We start from the raw sequence: 16,758 nt of genomic DNA, 5'->3' as shown, positions 1-16,758 counted from the left end.
TGCCCTGCTGGAGGCCACGCGCCGCTGAGTCGCGCGCACGCGAAGGCCCGGAGCCGTCAGGAGAATCGCTCGACCGTCACGGGGACCGGTCCGGCGTGACGCATCGCCGTCGTCAACCGCCGCAGCAGCGGCCCGAGGGCCTGGCCGGACGCGGTCCCCAGATGGGCCGTGAGGTCGAGGCAGCAGGCGACACCGGGCCCGATCCGGCGTACCTCCCAGGTGAAGACGTCCGGGTCCGTGCGCAGTTCGCCCGTGCCGATGACCCGGGTCCGCGGGTCGCCCGCCTCCCCGGCGAGCGTCACCACGTCCGCGAGGCGGGGAAGATGCGGCTCACCGGCGAACAGGAGGCGGTAGACCCGCGTGTCGTGGAACCCGTCGGGGACCCGGGGCGGGCTGAGGCGCAGGGGAGGCGAGTCCGGCAGTGGCTGGTGGTCGTGGAAAAGAGCCCGCAGCCGCGTCTCGCCGGGCAACTCGCCCCCGCCGAGACCGCGGTAGGCGGCCTCGGCATCGAGGCGGCTCACGGCGCGGGCCCGGGCGCGCAGGCCGGGATCCTCGCGCATCGCACGTCCGAAGGCCGCGGAGCTCCACCAGGCGCCGTCGGCCGCGGTCCATCCGGTGGTGTCCAGGCCGACGGTCCTGAAGTCGCCGGTGAGCGCGAACTCCTCGACGACGATTCCCTCGGCCGGGGCTCCGTCCGGGCCGGCCGCCGGCAGGATCAGGTAGTAGTCGAGAGCCGCCTGCGATTCGGATCCGGCGGTGACGGCCGCCCGCCCGCGCCCGCGTATGTCGCTGGTCATGGGCCGCACCCTACTGGCCTTCGATCGCCCACACGCGGGGCGGGCGGCGCGCCCGGCACCGTGGGGCTCTCATCCACCTCGCCCGCTCAGTGGTCCGGGTTCAGGGCGTTGCCGATGTACATGGCCGCCAGCATGGTGAACAGGAACGCCTGCAGGAACTGGATGAAGATCTCCAGCCCGGTCATCACGACGGTCATGGCCACGCCGAGCAGGCCCACCGGGAGCCCGGGCACCGTGGGGTGCTCGACGAGGAACCAGAATCCGACCGCGCTGAAGAACGCCAGCAGCAGGTGCCCCGCGAACATGTTCGCGAACAGCCGTACGGCGTGGGTGAACGGCGCGGTGACGAACGTGTAGAGCAGTTCGAGCGGCGCGTACAGGACCAGCGCGAGTGGCTTCGGCAGGCCGGGCGGGAACATCAGGCTCTTGAGATATCCGCCCACCCCGTGGTGCCGGAAGCCGAGATAGAGCTTGATCGCGTACACGACCAGCGCGAAGACGACCGGGAAGGCGATGTGGGAGTTCACCGGGAACTGCACTCCCGGGATCACGCCGAACAGGTTCCACAGCAGGATCACCGAGAAGAGGCTGAGCAGGAAGGGCATCCACCTCTCGGCGTCCGCACCGATGAGCGGCCGGGCCACCTGGTCGCGCACGAACAGGTATCCGTACTCGCCGAGGTGCTGCAGGCCGCGCGGGACCAGCGACGGGCGCGCGCACGCCCCCCACGCGAGCGCGCACAGCAGGATCACGCCGACCGCGGCCAGCACCACGGGCTTGGTCAGCCAGTCTGGCGCGCCCGGCCACAGCGGCGGGAAGTCGAACAGTTCGAGACCGGGGGCCGTGAAGTCGTCCCCGGCGAGGCTTATGGGCATGGGGAATCCCTTCGTCCGGCCGTCCAGAAACTGGGTACGTCGTACTCACTTTCTCGATGCGAGCCTACATACCCGGTACGGTGTACGCAATAGTGCGACGACCTGGGACGACCAACGATGACGGGCCACGAGAACCTGTGGATGCGACCCGAGCGCCCCGCGCGGGGGCCGCGGCCGAGCTTCAGCCGCGCCGCCCTCGCGCAGGTGGCGATCGGGATCGCGGACGCCGAGGGGCTGGAGGCGATCTCCATGCGGCGGCTCGCCGCCGATCTCGGGGCGGGCACGATGTCCCTGTACCGCTACGTGACGGGCAAGGACGAGGTGTTCGACCTCATGCTCGACACCGTGGTGAGGGAGTATCTGCCGGAGGACCGGCCGCCGCCGGACGACTGGGCCGATGGCCTTCGCCTGCTCGCCTGGCAGGCCCGGCGTACCATGCTCCGCCACCCGTGGCTCGCGCCGCTGGCGGCGGGCCGTGTGCAGGTCGGTCCGAACAGTGCGCGTCTCACCGAGACCGCCCTCGGGATGCTCGACGGGCTCGGCCTGAGCGTCGACGAGATGCTGGCCCTCGTGGGCGCCGTCTTCGCGTACGTAAACGGCTACGTCCAAAGCGAACTGGCCGAAGGTGAGGCCCTCCGGCGGTCGGGGCTCACTCTGGCCGAACGGCTGGCCCAGCACCTGTCCTACATCCAGTCGCTCATCGCGACGGGCGGTTACCCCATGCTGGAGCGGGTGACGAAGGAGGGCGGCCGACAGTACACCGCGGCCGACGACCGCTTCGCCTACGGCCTGGACCGCCTGCTGGACGGCATCGCCGCCGCCCTGCCGCCGGCCGCTGCGGAGGGGCCCAAATCCACGGGATGACGTTGGCGGCCGTGGGGGCCGGTCTCGGGGCTGGTGCCGGGGGGGCGGCCTCTGGTCAGTTCGGCGATATCTCGTGGAGACGGCAGACCTGCCGCCAGACGCGCGCATCGAGCGTGCCCGCTTTGTCCTGGAAATCCGCGACGGGCACGCGGACGGGCCCGGTGAGATCGAGGAAGCTGTTGTGGTCGGCGTCGGGGTCCCAGGTGCGGGTGGGGATCTCCACGTGGTCGGAGCGGTCGCTGCGATCCTGACTCGTGATCTTCAGGACCTCGGCGCCGCCCCGGTACGTCCTGAGCACCACGCAGGGGCGCACTTTGTGGCCGGGCCCGTCCTCGTAGGGCACGTCGGCCCACCAGATCTCACCGGGCCGCGGGCCGGCCTGGGCCGCCGTGCCGCGCACGCCCGACGAGCCGCCCGACGCCGAGCGGCCCGGGGTGCGGGTCCCCGCCCCGGGAGGACGTCCGCCGCCGGGGCCCCGTGTCGTGCCGCGGTCTCGTCCGGTGTCCTGACGAGGCCGGCTCGCGGGCCGCGCCGTCCCGCCGCCTCGGCCGGCCGGGCGGCCGCTCCCCGAGGGGCGCCGCGCGGACCGCCCGCGTGAGGTCCCCGGCAGGCGCCCGGTCACGCCGAGCCCCGCGAACACGACCAGCACGGCCACGATCAGAACCACCCAGATCATGACCGACAGCCTACGGCTCCGCGCGGACGGCCCGGGTAGCCGAGTCCGCACCGTCTCCGCCCGGCCCGCGCGATTCCCCTCCGGGTGGACGCTGAGGCGAGGCCCCGCTCCACCTCCGTGCTCTCCCGGCCCGGCCACCCACGACAGGCCGGCCGCGGTCAGGAGCGGGAGTCCCAGGCGGCGAGGATGCGCGCCTCCTTGTCCGGGTCGAGGCCGTGGCTCAGCCGGCCGCCGAAGCTGCGCCGCTCCTCGGGAACGTCCTTCAGCCACTCCCAGGTGTCGCGTACGGTTTCCCGCACCGGCCTGCAGGTCAGTCCCGCGGCGACGGCCTTCGCCGAGGAGTGCGTCCACACGCCCAGGCGGTCCGCCTCCGGATACCACAGCGGAAGCTCGGTCCACGGCTGTACGCCCTGGTCGACCAGGAACTCGTCGTCGGCCCACACCAGCTCTGCGTCCGAACCGGTGACCTCCACGCAGTCGTTCAGCCAGCCGCCGTAGGTGGCGTTGCCGCGCACCCCGCCCGTCATGTAGCGGCCGGTCGTGCCCTTGGCCGCCTGGTCGAGGGTGAACGCCGCGATGTCGCGGGCGTCGATGAGCTGCATCGGCAGCGCCGGGTCGCCGGGAGCGAGCACCCGCCCACCTCTGGCGATGCGCGTGAGCCACCAGGGCAGCCGGCCCACGTTCTCGTGCGGGCCGAGGATCAGACCGGGCTGGATGACCAGGGCGCCGCCGTCGAAGTGCTGCTCGACCGCCCGTTCGCAGCCCGCCTTCAGCACGCCGTAGTCGCCGAACTCGGCGTCCGCGTCCGGCGGGCACTCATGCGTGGGGAAGGTCTCGTTCACCTCCGACTTGTCGGGCCAGTCCGGGTAGGCGGAGATGCTGGAGATGAACGTGTAGTGCGGAGCGTGCCCCGACAGCGTGCGTACCGACTCCAGGACGACGCGGGGGACGAACCCGCACACGTCGATCACCGCGTCCCACTGCCTGCCGTCGGCGAGGCGCCGCAGATCGTCGGTGACCTCGCGGTCGCCGCGCACCGCCTCCACTCCGGGCAGGTCCGTCCCGCTCCTGCCCCGGTTGAACGTCGTGACCTCGTGACCGCGCCGCAGCGCCTCCTCCACGACGGCGCGTCCGAGGAACACCGAACCGCCGATGACCAGAATTTTCATACGGTCATCTTTGGCCCGCCCGCGCCGTGCGTCTGCCTCGTTTCACAGTGGGCGGACATGATCCGCTCACAGCGGAAGGCGGACCGGCGGCCGGAACGGGCTCAGCCGGTGCGCAGCTCGGGGACGGGGGTGAAGCGCTCCTGCTCCAGCACGTGCACCCGCGCCGCCCCGATGTCGAAGTACAGGCCGGTGAGCTCCAGCTTCCCCGCCCGTACGAGGGAGTCCACGAACGGGTGGGTCCGCAGGTTGTCGAGCTGCTGGATCACGTTGACCCGGCAGAGCCGGTCGAGCGGCCCGGCGTCGTCGTCACCCGGTTCGGCGGCCACGAACCTGGCCAGGCTCTGCCGTCCGTGCCGCAGCCAGTCGCGCAGCGCGGGCAGGTCGGGCACCCCGCCCAGCAGGGCGGCCATCGCGCCGCAGCCGGAGTGCCCGCAGACCGTTATCGTGCGTACGTCCAGCACCTGCACGGCGTACTCGATAGTGGCCGCGACCGAGTCGTCCGTGGGAACGGCCCCCGCGCGCGGCACGAGATTGCCGATGTTGCGCAGCGTGAACAGGTCACCGGGACCGCTCGCGGTGATGATGTTCGGCACGATGCGGGAGTCGGCGCAGGTGATGAACAGATGCGACGGCGACTGCTTGCGGGCCATGCGGTGGAGCAGCGGGCGGACCATCGGCGCGGTCCGGCGCTGGAACTCCCGCGTCCCCTCCAGGAGGTCGGGCACGCCCTGCGGTTCGCGGACGGCGGGGACACCGCCGTGCTCCCCGTCATGGTCTCCGTCGCGGGCCACGCCGATCGCGACCTGGGAACCGGCGTCGCCTGCGCCGGCGTCCATGGGACGGGGGTGGCGCCGGTAGGCCCACGGCAGCCACCAGCGGTCGTGCCGGGGCGGGATCCTGGCGGGGAACAGGCGGGCGCCGCTGATCGCGGTGGAGTACCACTCGCCGTGCGGCTCGTCCACGTCGATGACGCCGCCGGTGCGCTCGTGCTCCAGCCGCCAGGCGTGCAGCGCCTCGAAGGCGGCGTTGTCCATGAAGTCCAGGTGCAGGTCGAGCTCCACAGCCGAGCCTGCGGGAACGGCGCGCAGCGCCTCGGTCAGCCGCGGCACGCCGAGGAACGTCAGCGATCCGGTGACGACGACCCGCCAGCGCCGCTCACCGGCCTGCCGTACGTCGACCGAGATCCAGGCCAGGCGGCGCAGGGCGAGCAGGGCGGCCAGCGCGAGGCCGAGCGCCACGCCCTCGGCCAGGCCGATGAGCACGACCCCGCCCATCGTCACGAAGTAGACCGGCATCTCCCGGTGGTTGCGCAGATTGCGCACATGACCGAGGTTGACCATCTGCACGCCGATGAACAGCAGCAGCGCCGCGAGCGCCTCCAGGGGGATCAGCGCGATCATCCAGGCGAAGGCCGCGGTGAACAGCAGCACCCACACCCCGTGCAGGACCGCGGACCAGCGGCTGCGCGCGCCCGCCCGCGCATTGGTGGTCGTACGGACGACGACACCCGCCACGGGGAGGCCGCCGAGCGCGCCGGACACCACGTTCGCCACCCCCTGCGCGGTCAGCTCGCGGTCGAGGTCGGCACGGGGACCGTCGTGCAGGCGGTTGGACGCCACGCAGGTCAGCAGCGACTCGACCCCGGAGAACAGCGCGACGAGCAGGACGGCGCCGGCGATGGCGTGCCAGTCGCCCTGCGGCGGCAGCGGGCCCTGCAAAGAGGAGAAACCGCCGCGCAGGTCCACCTTCGTCAGGTCCCAGCCCGACGCGGCGGCCGTCAGCGTCGCGACGATCAACGCGGCGAGCGGGGCGGGCACGACCCGCAGCCGGGGGAGCCGGGCCCACACGACCAGGACCGCGATGGTCAGCACGCCGATCATGACGGCGTGCGTGTGGTTGTCGAGGATCTGGGCGGGGAGCTGGAGGACGTTCTCCAGTGCGGAGCGCTGCGGCGACCCGCCGAGCACGATGTGCAGCTGGGACAGCGCGATCACCACGCCCACCCCGGCGAGCATGCCGTGGACGACCGCGGGAGAGACCCCGAGCGCCGCCCGCGCCACCTTCAGCCCGCCGAGAACCAGCTGAAGGAGGCCGGCCATGACGGTGATGGCGCACGTGGCGCGCCAGCCGTACGTGTGGACGAGTTCGGCGACCACCAGGGACAGGCCAGCGGTCGGGCCGCTCACCTGGACGACGGACCCGCCGAGTGCCCCGGCCACCAGGCCGCCCACGACGGCCGCGACCAGGCCCGCCGCCACCGGCGCGCCGGACGCGATGGCGACGCCGAGTGACAGCGGCACCGCCACCAGGAAGACCACCAGCGATGCGGGCACATCGTGCTGGAGTACGGACTTCAGGTTACGTAGCGAGGTCGCCCCGTCACGAATCGTCATGGGCCGACGATATGTCAGCCGCCGAGGCCGTCACCAGGAAGGGAACGGGAAAATCACCGGTAGTAGTCGGGATAGTCGCTCTCCGGGTTGTGGTGGCTGCCCCGCCGCCCGCTCGCCGAGGTGGGGGTGTCGCCGTACAGCTCGTCGTAGGAGGGCCAGCTTCCGCCGGTGTTCTGCTCGGGCTGCGACGACGGGACGCCGCCGGGTCCCTGCTGCTGGTCATAGCCGTATCGGCTCTGCCCCGAGGGCGCGTCGTAGCCCGCCGACTCGTACGGCGAGGCGGCCGCCGGGGCGGGGCCGTTCACGGTGTCGGAGGCGTCGATCGTCGCCCAGCCCGCGCTCACTTCGTACGACGGGGTGGAGGGCGCGGCGGGCGACGGCGCCGGGGCGGCCGGGTAGCCGGAGGAGTAGCCCTCGTATCCCGGCGTCTGGTAGGTCTCCGCGTTCGGCCAGGAGGACGCGCCGCGCGGCGGCTCCGGGTCGTCGAGCACGTCGCGGGGCGGGTAGCTGCCCGCGACCGGCCAGCCGGGGTCGGTGGCGCCGCTCGCGTCAGGACCGGTCACCGCCGCGCCGGCGGCTGCGGAGCCGGGCGCGTACGACGAGGAGGGGTCGGCCGCGCGGAACGGGCCCGTCGCGGCGCCGGACGGATCGTAGGCGTCGGAACGGGGCGTTTCGTAGCCCGCCCACGCGTCGAAGGAGCCGCCACCCGAGCGGGGCGCGGCGTCGGCGAGCGCGTCGGCCGGTGAGGGGGTGGGCGCCGCGGCGGGTGAGGCGGCCTCGAACGCGCCGCTGGTGCGGGCGGGGTCGTACGAGCCGGCGGTGAAGGACCCGGTGGCGGGGATGGCGGAGGACGGCGCCGTGTCGTAGCCGCCGGCCGGGTGGCTCTCGTGGGAACCGGCGCGCTGGGAGGCGAACGGCCCGGTGCCCGCGGGCGTGTCGTACGCGGAGGCGCCGAACGGGCCGGTTGCCGCCGTGATCCCCAGAGGGTCGGCGGCGGGCTGCGTGCCATAAGAGCCGGTGCCCGCGGCCGGCGGGAACGCGCCCGTGCCACGCGGGCTGTCGTAGGAGCCGCCGGCCTGACCGGCCTCGGCGGCGGCAGCGGCGCGGCGGGCGGCGGCCCGAGACGACCGGCCGGACCTGCTCGGCCTGGCCGGCCGGGCGGCCGCGCTCGGGGTGTTCGCCTGGGGCCCGGCGGCGGCGAAGGGGTCACTCGCCGCGGACGCGGGGACGCCCCCCATCGCGGGGGAGTCGAAGGGACCGGTCGCGCGGTTCGCGTCGAAGGGACCGGTCGAGGGGGACCCGGCCGGCGAGGCCGGGGCGCCGAGCACGTCGGGCGTCGGCGCGGAGAACGTGACGGTCTTCTGGTCGGCGACAGCCGAGGCGGAGGCGGGGGCGTCGGGAAGCACGGGCTCATCGGCGCCGGCACGCCTGCCGCGGGTGGAGCGGGAGGGCAACGGGACCTGCACGGTCGCGGCGTCGGGGGAGGCCGCCTGGGCCGCGGCGCTCGCCGCGTCCGCGGTCTCGTCCACCGGCCGGGGGGTGGCCATCCTCGCGGCGATCGTCCCCCCGAAGCCGCCGTCGTCCGCGCGTACGCGCGACCAGTAGTCGTCGTCGTAGTCGTCGGCCTCGCCCCACTCGTCCACGCCGCGCTTGCCCCGGGCGGCGGCGGGCTGTTTGCCGCCGCGCTGCGCGGGCCGTGCCGCCTGCCGCCCGCCGGGGCGGGGTGCAGGGCGGGGCGCCGGTCGCTGCTTCTCCGGCTCCTCGAAGGCGTCGAATCCCTTGGGGAAGCTCTCGAAGAACGTCTCCTCGGCGGGCCGCCGGGGCTTTGGGCCCTTGTTTTCGGCCATCGCCTTGATGCGCTCGGCGGAGAGAGCGCTCTCCCTGCGGTTCATCGACCGCATGCCCAGCGCCACGACCAGCAGCACGAGAAGCACGACGGCGACAAGACCCACAATGACCGCAGTCATAGCACCACCCTCAAGGCCATGGCCTTTCTGCGGCGCCGGTGAGGTCGCGCGGCCATCGACGCGACCTGCCCCCCTTGTTCACCCGCGCTCAGCAATTGGATCCGATTCTGCTCGACCACAATGACCGTTGTCACACCCTAGGCGAAGATTGGTGTAGCACGACTACCTCCGGTGCTCAGCATGTCACTCGATCGTGTTCGCCGTGAGGCGCCCACGGGCGATGGTGTGACTCGCGATGCCCCCCAGGGTCTCCGCGAGATCGGCGCCCTGCTTCAGGTCGAGCTTCGTGTTCAGCGCGTAGACAGTGAAACGGTAGCTGCCGTCGGCCTGGCACGGGGGCGCATAGCCCACCTTCCCGCTCGACGTCCTGCCCTGCCGGGCGCCCCGGGGGACGTCGTTGATGCCCAGCTCGGTCGTCGCGGGGTCGATGTCGAACACCACCCAGTGCACCTCCGGGCCGCTGTGGGGGCTGTTGTCGTCGACCACGAGGGCCACCGACTTGGCGCCCGACGTGCCCGACCAGCGGAGGGGCGGGTTGCCCTGCCCTCCCTTGCAGGTGTAGTCGTCCGGCAGGGGGGCGCCGTCGCGGAACTGCGGGCTCGACACACTGATGACGTCGAGGTTCCTCGGCGATCCCCCGCCCAGGATTCCGCAGCCCGACGCGGCCAGCGTGAACGCCGTCACCGTGACGGCGGCTCGCGTGACCGCTGATTTTCTCGGCGACCCCATGCCCGATGATGCTACGCGGATTGGACAGGTGCCCCGACCGGATCGCGGTGATCCGTACCGATGACCGGACCCGCGCGGGCCGTTGACCTCTGGGTTCTCCCGAATCGATCCGTACGTGGCCGGAACCGGCATGGAGGGGTGTCAGCCGTGAGCGCCCTGATCCGCCACAATCGAGACATGCAGGGGGACACGCCGGGAGCGGGCATCGGCTTCGCCGTTCTGGGTCCCCTCGACGTACGACGCGACGGGCGGCCGGTCGAGGTCGGCGGGCGGCGGCTGCGCGCTTTGCTGACGCTCCTGCTGCTCGACGCCGGTCGCACGGTGTCCACCGAGGCGCTCATGGCGGGGGTGTGGGACGACCGTCCGCCCAACGGCGTGGGGAACGCCCTGCAGGCGCTGGTGTCCCGCCTGCGGGCCGCGGTCGGCCGCGGCCTGGTGGCCGGCGGGCCCTCCGGCTATCGCCTGGACGTCATGCGCGCCCTTTACGGGGCGGGCCGCCGGGTCGAAGCCCTGGCCGCCTACGAGGCGGCCCGGTCGGTGTTCGCCGAGCGGCTCGGGGCCGACCCCTCACCCGCGCTGTCCGGGCTCCACCTCGCGATGCTGAGGGGCGAGCCCGGTTGCGGCCCGTCCCCGGTGCCGGCCGGCACGTCGCGCCCCGGCGACCCGCGGCCGCCGCGCCCGCCGCGACGGGGCAATCTGCGGGCCCGGCTGACCAGCTTCGTCGGCCGCGACGACGACGTCGGCCGGGAGGTGCCGCAGGCCGTCCTGACCGCGTTCGGCCTGCGCGACACCGGCCTGGTGCCCGTGCGCCCGATGCCCGCCATGTCGTCCGCGCCCGCCATGCCGTCCGGGCAGGGCGGGGAGTCCGGCGTGCGGATCCTCGCCACCAGCCGTGAGCCGCTCGGCATCACCGGCGAGAGGCTGTGGCCCGTCGGCCCGCTCGGCGCCGGTCACGCCGTGCGGCTGTTCGCCGAGCGGGCGGCCGCCGTACGGCCCGGCTACGTGGTGGACGACGGCGAGCGCGACGCCGTCGAGCGCATCTGCCGCGACCTCGACGGCATGCCGCTCGCCATCGAACTGGCCGCCGCCCGGTTCCGTACGCTGTCGGCCGGGCAGATCGCCGACCGGCTCGTTGACCGGTTCCGGCTGCTCACCGGCGGGAGCCGTACGGCGATGCCCCGCCACCAGACGCTCCGGGCCGTCGTGGAGTGGAGCTGGGACCTGCTCGACGCCGGCGAGCGCGCGCTCGCGGCGCGGCTGGCGGTGTTCGCGGGCGGGGCCACGCTGGAGGCCGCCGAGCAGGTCTGCGGGGGCGACATCGACGTGCTCGGCAGGCTGGTGGACAAGTCGCTGGTCGCGTTCGACGGCGGGCGTTACCGCATGCTGGAGACGATCAAGGCGTACGCCGCGGAACGTCTGGCCGAGTCGGGCGACGAGCGGCCCGTGCCGCTCGCCCACGCCGAGTTCTTCGCCCGCCTCGCCGAGGCCGCCGAGCCGCACCTGCGCCGGGCGGAACAGCTCGAGTGGCTGGCCCGGCTGTCGGCCGACCACGACAACCTGTCGGCGGCCCTCCGATGGGCCTGCGAGGAGGCCGAGGCGGACCTCGCGCTTCGCCTGGTCGGCGGACTCGGGTGGTACTGGTGGCTGTCCGGCCAGCGGCTTGAGGGCGCCCAGCGGTCGGCGGAGGCGCCGGCCCTGGCGGGCGACGACGGCGACCCGATGCGACTCGCGCTGGCCCACGGGCGGCCGACGAGCCGGCGGCGAGGTCGAGCCGGCGCGTGCCGCCCGAGTAGGTCTTGGCCGCACGAGCGTCGCCAGGATCCGCACCGCCGTGATCTTCCCGGCCCCGTGGGGGCCGAATACGCCCAGGAGACGGCCCTGCGGCACCTCCAGGTCCACCCCGTCCAGCGCCCTCGTCTCTCCGTACCGTTTCGCCAGGCCCTCGGCCTGGATGGCGTACCTCACGGCGTCTCCTCAGTTGTCCGTCCGTCGTACGGCTCCACGCTGCCGGACGGCGCTGACAGGGGCCTGAGGAGGCGCTGAGGGCGGCCGCCGGCCGCTGACATACCGCTGACGGCGTGCCGAGAAGGAGAAGAGGGCGCCGGGGCCTCAGGGCCTGCGAGCCAGGACTCCGATGTAGCCGCTGTTGCCGGGGTCGCCCGGGTACTGGTCGTGGCGGGGACGCCAGAGCTCGACGGGCACGACGCCGGGCTCCAGCACCTCCATGCCGTCCAGCAGGGCGGCGATTTCCTCGGGTCCCCGGTGCGCGAAGCCCCCGGCGGGGGTCTTGCCGTAGACCGACTGCGCCTGCTCCATCTTGTCCTGGTCGGAGCGCCGGACATAGGTGTGGGAGATGGCGAGGTAGCCACCGGAGGGCAGCCCGTCCCGCAGACTCGAGACGATTCGGCTCACCTCCGCGTCGTCGGTGAAGAAGTGCAGGACCGCCAGCGCGAGGATCGCCACCGGCCGGCCGAAGTCCAGGTGCGCGCGGATCCGCTCGTCGGCGAGGATCTCGCCGGGCCGGTGCAGATCCCCCTCCACCACGATGGTGTTGGGCGTGTCGGCGAGGAGGGCGCGTGCGTGCACGAGAACCGTCGGATCGTTGTCCACGTAGACGGTGTGGGAACCGGGACCGAACGTCGCGGCGACCTGGTGCACGTTCTGCTGGGTGGGCAGGCCGGTCCCGATGTCGAGGAACTGGCGAACGCCCGCTTCGGCCAGCTCCCTGACCACCCGCACCAGGAAGGCGCGGTTGGCGCGGGCCAGCGCGGGGATGTCGTACCCCTGCTCGCGGCCGAGGCGGATGACCTGCTCGGCCGACTCACGGTCGGAGGCGAAGTTGTCCTTGCCGCCGAGGAAGTAGTCGTAGATGCGCGCCACGCTCGGAATTTTTGGATTCACACCTGCCGGAACGCGCCCCGTCTCCGTCATTCGTCGCCTTTCGCGCGATCAGTGATCCACCAGCATTGACGATCATAGAAGGTGCGGGCGCGCCTCATCCGCCATAGGAGGGAGCAACCTGACAACTGTGGCCTTATGGCGTACGGCGCCCCGGGCGCCCGTGAGCGTCACCGTCGCGACGCTCGCCGCCTTCCTCGCCCCGCCCGCGCGTACGCCGTTGGTCCGGTCGCGACGGGTGAGGCGCCTTCGGCGGCCGCCGTTTCAGCCGCCGGCGTCCGGACAGAGCGAAGACCGGCGGCGAGTTCGCGTACTCACCGCCGGCCTTTCCGCGCCGGCTGGTCAGACGGCCGATGCCGCGGCCGGCGTCGCCCGCAGAATTCGCGGGCGCGACGTCCCGCGGGGTCAGTCCTGCTTGCGGGCGCCGAACATGATCTCGTCCCAGGTCGGCACCGAGGCCCGGCGTCCGCGCGACTTGCGGGGACGCGGCGGAGCCGGCTTCGGCACCGGCGGGGCGGGGGTCTCGGGCTTGGTGTCCTTCGGACCCTCCTTCTGCGCCTCCTTCGCGCCGTCCTTGGGTCCGTCGCCCGCGCGCTTCCCGGCATCTCCCGCCCGCGACGCCGGGGCGGCGGCGGGAGCCTGAGCCGCCGGGGCCCGCTGAGCGGCCGGGGCCTCGGCGGCGGGTTGCGCGGGAGCCTGCGCGGCCGGGGCCGCCGGAGCCGCGGGTGTGATCGGAGCGGAGGAGACCGCAGGCGGCTCCGCGGGCTCGCTCTGCGCGGGCTCGCTCGCCGGTGCGGTGACGGCCGCAGGCGGGGCCGCCGATTCCTCCGCCGTGGGCTCTGCCGCGGACTCCGAGGGCGGAGCGGGCGCCGGAGGCGGAGCGGACTCCGGGACGGCGACCGCCGGTGGCGTCGCGTCCGCGGCCCTGTCCGTGGCACTGTCTCCGGCCTCGTCCGTGCCCTTGTCCGTGCCCTCGTCCGTGCCCTTGTCCACGGGCGTGTCCGTGGCCTCGCCTGTGGCCTTGCCGGCGTCGGCGGGCGGGTGCTCGGCCTCTCCGGGCGCGCCGGGGACGTCCGTGCCGGCGGTCGCGACGTCCGTCGCCCCCGGACCGGTCGCTCGGACGTCGGCTGTCGCGGGGCCTGTCGCCGCGGTGGGCGGGGCCGCCGCGGCATCGGCGGTCGCCGTGGAGTCCTCGGCGGTCACCGGATCCGGCGTGGCGGGGCGCGCGGCCTCCTGCGTGTCCGCCGCGTCGCCGGGTGGCGTGGCGGGGGTGGCGCCCGGTGCCGCGTCCGCGGCGGCCGCCTCGTCGGTGTTCACGGTGGTGGGCCGGGGCGTGCCCGGCTCGACGGAGGCTCCGGCCGGACCCGTCGCGCCGGCGGACGGGCTCGGCGCGTCGGCACCCGCCACGGGCGCGGGCGTGGCCTCCGCGAAAGTCTGCGACTCACCCTGCCGCCCCGCGGTGTCCTGCTGTCCCGGCGCGTCGCGGCCCGCACCGCCTCCGGCGGTCTCCCGGTCCGATACATCCGATACGTCCCGAACGTCCCGCACATCCGGAACGATCCGGGCGACCTCGGCCGGCGGCGCGGCGGAGTCCCCGGCGCTCTGCGCCGGGTTGTCCACTCCGGTCTCGGGGCCGGTCGGCGCAGGCGCGGGATCGGGGGTGGCGATGAGCGACTGCGGCAGCCGGAAGGGCACCGGGGTCAGTTCCGGCCGGTACGCCGACGGCTCGTCCGCGTACGGCTCGGGACGGCCGGGCTCGGGCCTCCCGGACTCCGCGCGGAGCGGCGGGCTCAGCCGCGGCGGCGGCACGTGCTCGGCCAGCGCGGCGGGCTCGGCCCGCAGCGGTTCCGGCCGCGCGGGCTCGGAGCGTACGGCGGGCACGCCGAAACCCTGCTCGCCGCGGCCCGGAGAGGTCTCCTCGGGCAGCGGCGGAACCGGGGCGAGCTTGGACGCGAGGCGGGGCACGAAGGGCCGCACGGTGGCGCTCTCCGTATCCGGCTCGACGTACTCGGCGGCCGACAGGCGCATGGCCTCGTCGTCGTTCGGGGTGATGTGGCGGCGGCGCGGGTCGAAGAGCCACTCGGCGTGACGGGTGTGACCGTTCCAGACGAAGCCGAGCCGCACCCGCCAGAGGTTGTCGTCGCGCTTGGCGGAGTCCCAGTCGATCTCGTCGGCGGGCACGCCGCGCCGGGTCAGCCGCTCGGCGACCAGCTCGCCGAGGGTGGGCCCGGGGGTCGTCTCGCCCGGCATCCGGACCGAGACCCGCTGGGCCTGCTGGGCCATGTATTCGCGCTCCTGGAGAACCGGTCCCTCGAACCAGCGGACTCTCTCCACCGGAATGCCGGCGGTGGCGGCGATCTCCTCCGCCGTCTCGCCGGCACGGATGCGCGCCTGGATCTCCTTGGGACGCAACGGGCTCTCCACTTCGATCTCGTACTGGCCGAGACGGGAGAAGTTGCCGCGGACCGCAGCGCGGAGCCGGTCGTCGACGGGCAGCGTGAAGCGCGTGCCCCGCCCGGCCGTCGCCAGGACGAGGTACGTTCCGTCCTCACTCACCGCGACGAGACGGAGCTCCTGCATGCGAGTCCCTTCGTCGTCGTGCTCTGTCTTCCCCCGGACCCTCGAGTCTCTCGCGTGAACCGGTTGCCTTCCAGCACCGTACCCGGCATGTCCGAACATCGCCTCGCCAGGGGGCGAGGCAGGTGTTGTGACGCCGGTCACATTTTTCGCGTTCACCTTTCCGCAACCTGTCGGTCGTACGGGAGCGGCAGCCCGGGGGCGGCGGCCACGCCGCCGATCCGGCCCCGAAGGCGAGAGTGAGGGTCGTGTCTCCTCAGGTGGTGCGCGCCCACCGCCCGTCCACGCGGCGCGGATGCGGCGCACGGCGCCGTGACCGTGCCGTACGCCGTGCGGCCGGACCTGCGGGAGGGTCTCATCCCTGCTTCTCCCTCGGGTTCGAATGGCGCGCCGGGCTCTGGTGTGCCCGTGCTCCGCAATGTGCCTTCCCCGGGGGAGGCGCGGGCAACGCGACACGCGGAAGACGCCGGACCGTGGAGAGGGACTTTACGCGGCGATGGGGTCAGCTCTCCCGCGACGCGCCGAGCACCCGGTCGAGGTAATCGTTGGTGAACAACCCGTCCGGGTCCATCTCGCGGCGCAGGGCGAGAAAGTCGCCGAACCTCGGATAGACGGTACGCAGGTAGTCCGCGTCGCGGGTGTGCAGTTTGCCCCAATGGGGCCGGCCCCCCAGCCTGACCATGATCTCTTCCACACCCCCGAAGTACGCCGGGTTGGGCGCCTGGCGGTAGACGTGGCAGGCGACGTACGCCGAGGGCCTGCCGTACGCCGTGGACAGCCAGGCGTCCGAGGGCGGCGTGACGCGCACCTCGACCGGGAAGGTGACGGGCCAGCCCGACCGCTCCACGAGGTCCCGCGTCTCCCGCAGCGCCTGGGCGAGGTGGTGGCGCGGAACGGCGTACTCCATCTCAAGGAAGCGGACCTCGCGCACCGAGGTGAACACCCGGTAGGAGGTGTCGACGCACTCCGACGCGCCGAGCGCGCGTGCGGAGATCCCGTTGATCGCGGGCACCGCGGACGGGAAGCGCGCCCCGAGGGCACACGCCGCGCCGAACAGCGTGTTCTCCAGGAAGACGTTGTCGAGCCACCGCTTGAACGCCGCGGGCGGGCGGGCCGGTCCCGGGTCCCGGTTGTTGCGCTTGACCAGGCATGTGTCGGTGTGCGGGAGCCAGAAGAAGTCGAGATGGTCGTCGGACTCGGTCAGGTCGTCGAGCGTCTCGAGGATCTCGCTGAACGCCATCGGCTCGCGGCGGGCCCGCAGCAGGAACGCGGGCTCGACCCGGAAGGTGACCGCGGTCAGGACGCCCAGCGCGCCGAGGCCCACCCGGGCCGCGTCGAACAGGTCGCCCTCGCGCACGGTCGTCACGCCGCCGTCGGCGAGGACCATCTCCAGCTCGACGACCTGGTCGGCGAGGCCGCCGGCGTGCCTGCCGGTGCCGTGGGTCCCGGTCTGGATCGCTCCCGCGGCGGTCTGCGCCGTGATGTCGCCCATGTTGGCCAGCGCCAGGCCGCGCCGGTGGAGCTCCTCGTTGAGCGCGTGGAGCGGGGTGCCCGCGGCGACCTTGACCCAGCCCTCGCCCGCGTCGAGCACGCCGGTCAGCGCGCCGGGCCGCAGCAGGATTCCGTCGGTGAGCGCGACCCCCGTGAACGAGTGCCCGGTGCCGGTCATGCGGACCCGCCGTCCCGTCTTCGCGGCGTCCCGTACGGCGTCGGCGACCTCGGCCGCCGACGCGGGGGCGCGGACCTCCGCGGGGGTGACCGACTGGTTGCGCGCCCAGTTGACGAAGGCGTCCATGCTCCTCCTCGCCCCGGC

At 73.7% G+C, this 16,758-nt stretch carries 11 protein-coding genes and 2 pseudogenes; 2 read left to right on the top strand and 11 right to left on the bottom strand.

Going from position 1 to position 16,758, the window contains the following annotated elements; all coding sequences use genetic code 11:
• Nucleotides 1-56: 56 nt before the first annotated feature.
• Entirely contained in the window at nucleotides 57-797 is a 741-nt protein-coding gene (locus tag ACQPZZ_RS28205) for a hypothetical protein (RefSeq protein WP_432923985.1), read from the bottom strand.
• An 86-nt stretch (nucleotides 798-883) separates the two neighbouring features.
• Nucleotides 884-1,672: a F0F1 ATP synthase subunit A gene (gene atpB / locus ACQPZZ_RS28200; protein WP_363638478.1), complete on the bottom strand. Its 789-nt coding sequence runs from the start codon at nucleotides 1,670-1,672 to the stop codon at nucleotides 884-886.
• A 117-nt stretch (nucleotides 1,673-1,789) separates the two neighbouring features.
• On the opposite strand from atpB, the gene ACQPZZ_RS28195 reads away from it, so the two are divergent.
• A complete protein-coding gene (locus ACQPZZ_RS28195) occupies nucleotides 1,790-2,536 on the top strand; it encodes a TetR/AcrR family transcriptional regulator (RefSeq protein WP_432923983.1) in 747 nt (248 codons plus the stop codon).
• 55 nt (nucleotides 2,537-2,591) lie between these two features.
• Here ACQPZZ_RS28195 and ACQPZZ_RS28190 read toward each other — a convergent pair whose 3' ends face one another.
• The 5 genes from ACQPZZ_RS28190 to ACQPZZ_RS28170 form a co-directional block, all read right to left on the bottom strand.
• Nucleotides 2,592-3,212 carry a type II toxin-antitoxin system PemK/MazF family toxin gene (locus tag ACQPZZ_RS28190; RefSeq protein WP_432923981.1) on the bottom strand — a complete coding sequence of 207 codons (621 nt, stop codon included), beginning with the start codon at nucleotides 3,210-3,212 and terminating at the stop codon, nucleotides 2,592-2,594.
• Between the two features lie 158 nt (nucleotides 3,213-3,370).
• Nucleotides 3,371-4,381, bottom strand: a complete 1,011-nt coding sequence (locus ACQPZZ_RS28185) for an NAD-dependent epimerase/dehydratase family protein (RefSeq protein ID WP_432923979.1) — start codon at nucleotides 4,379-4,381, stop codon at nucleotides 3,371-3,373.
• 101 nt (nucleotides 4,382-4,482) lie between these two features.
• The gene (locus ACQPZZ_RS28180) at nucleotides 4,483-6,774 is read right to left on the bottom strand and encodes a SulP family inorganic anion transporter (protein WP_432923977.1); all 2,292 of its coding nucleotides are present in this window, start codon (nucleotides 6,772-6,774) and stop codon (nucleotides 4,483-4,485) included.
• Between the two features lie 53 nt (nucleotides 6,775-6,827).
• On the bottom strand, nucleotides 6,828-8,741 hold the full coding sequence (locus tag ACQPZZ_RS28175; RefSeq protein WP_432923975.1) for a hypothetical protein: 1,914 nt from the start codon (nucleotides 8,739-8,741) through the stop codon (nucleotides 6,828-6,830).
• A 183-nt stretch (nucleotides 8,742-8,924) separates the two neighbouring features.
• Nucleotides 8,925-9,470, bottom strand: coding sequence for a YbhB/YbcL family Raf kinase inhibitor-like protein (locus tag ACQPZZ_RS28170; protein WP_363638490.1), 546 nt, complete (start codon nucleotides 9,468-9,470; stop codon nucleotides 8,925-8,927).
• 60 nt (nucleotides 9,471-9,530) lie between these two features.
• Here ACQPZZ_RS28170 and ACQPZZ_RS28165 point away from each other — a divergent pair.
• A pseudogene (locus tag ACQPZZ_RS28165) lies at nucleotides 9,531-10,058 on the top strand (AfsR/SARP family transcriptional regulator); the annotation flags it as partial.
• Nucleotides 10,059-11,240: 1,182 nt separating this feature from the next.
• Here ACQPZZ_RS28165 and ACQPZZ_RS28160 read toward each other — a convergent pair.
• The 4 genes and pseudogenes from ACQPZZ_RS28160 to ACQPZZ_RS28145 form a co-directional block, all read right to left on the bottom strand.
• Nucleotides 11,241-11,435: pseudogene (locus ACQPZZ_RS28160) on the bottom strand (daunorubicin/doxorubicin resistance ABC transporter ATP-binding protein DrrA); the annotation flags it as partial.
• Nucleotides 11,436-11,579: 144 nt separating this feature from the next.
• On the bottom strand, nucleotides 11,580-12,401 hold the full coding sequence (locus tag ACQPZZ_RS28155) for an SAM-dependent methyltransferase (protein WP_432923973.1): 822 nt from the start codon (nucleotides 12,399-12,401) through the stop codon (nucleotides 11,580-11,582).
• A gap of 372 nt (nucleotides 12,402-12,773) precedes the next feature.
• Nucleotides 12,774-14,948, bottom strand: a complete 2,175-nt coding sequence (gene sepH / locus ACQPZZ_RS28150; protein ID WP_432923971.1) for a septation protein SepH — start codon at nucleotides 14,946-14,948, stop codon at nucleotides 12,774-12,776.
• Between the two features lie 499 nt (nucleotides 14,949-15,447).
• Nucleotides 15,448-16,740, bottom strand: coding sequence for a D-arabinono-1,4-lactone oxidase (locus ACQPZZ_RS28145; protein WP_432923969.1), 1,293 nt, complete (start codon nucleotides 16,738-16,740; stop codon nucleotides 15,448-15,450).
• Between the last annotated feature and the right edge of the window lie 18 nt (nucleotides 16,741-16,758).

It is taken from the genome of Microbispora sp. CA-135349, from assembly GCF_050947365.1.
Classification (GTDB): Bacteria; Actinomycetota; Actinomycetes; order Streptosporangiales; family Streptosporangiaceae; genus Microbispora.
Note: the sequence above shows the minus strand (reverse complement) of the source record. Positions and strands in the feature narration are given on the sequence as shown.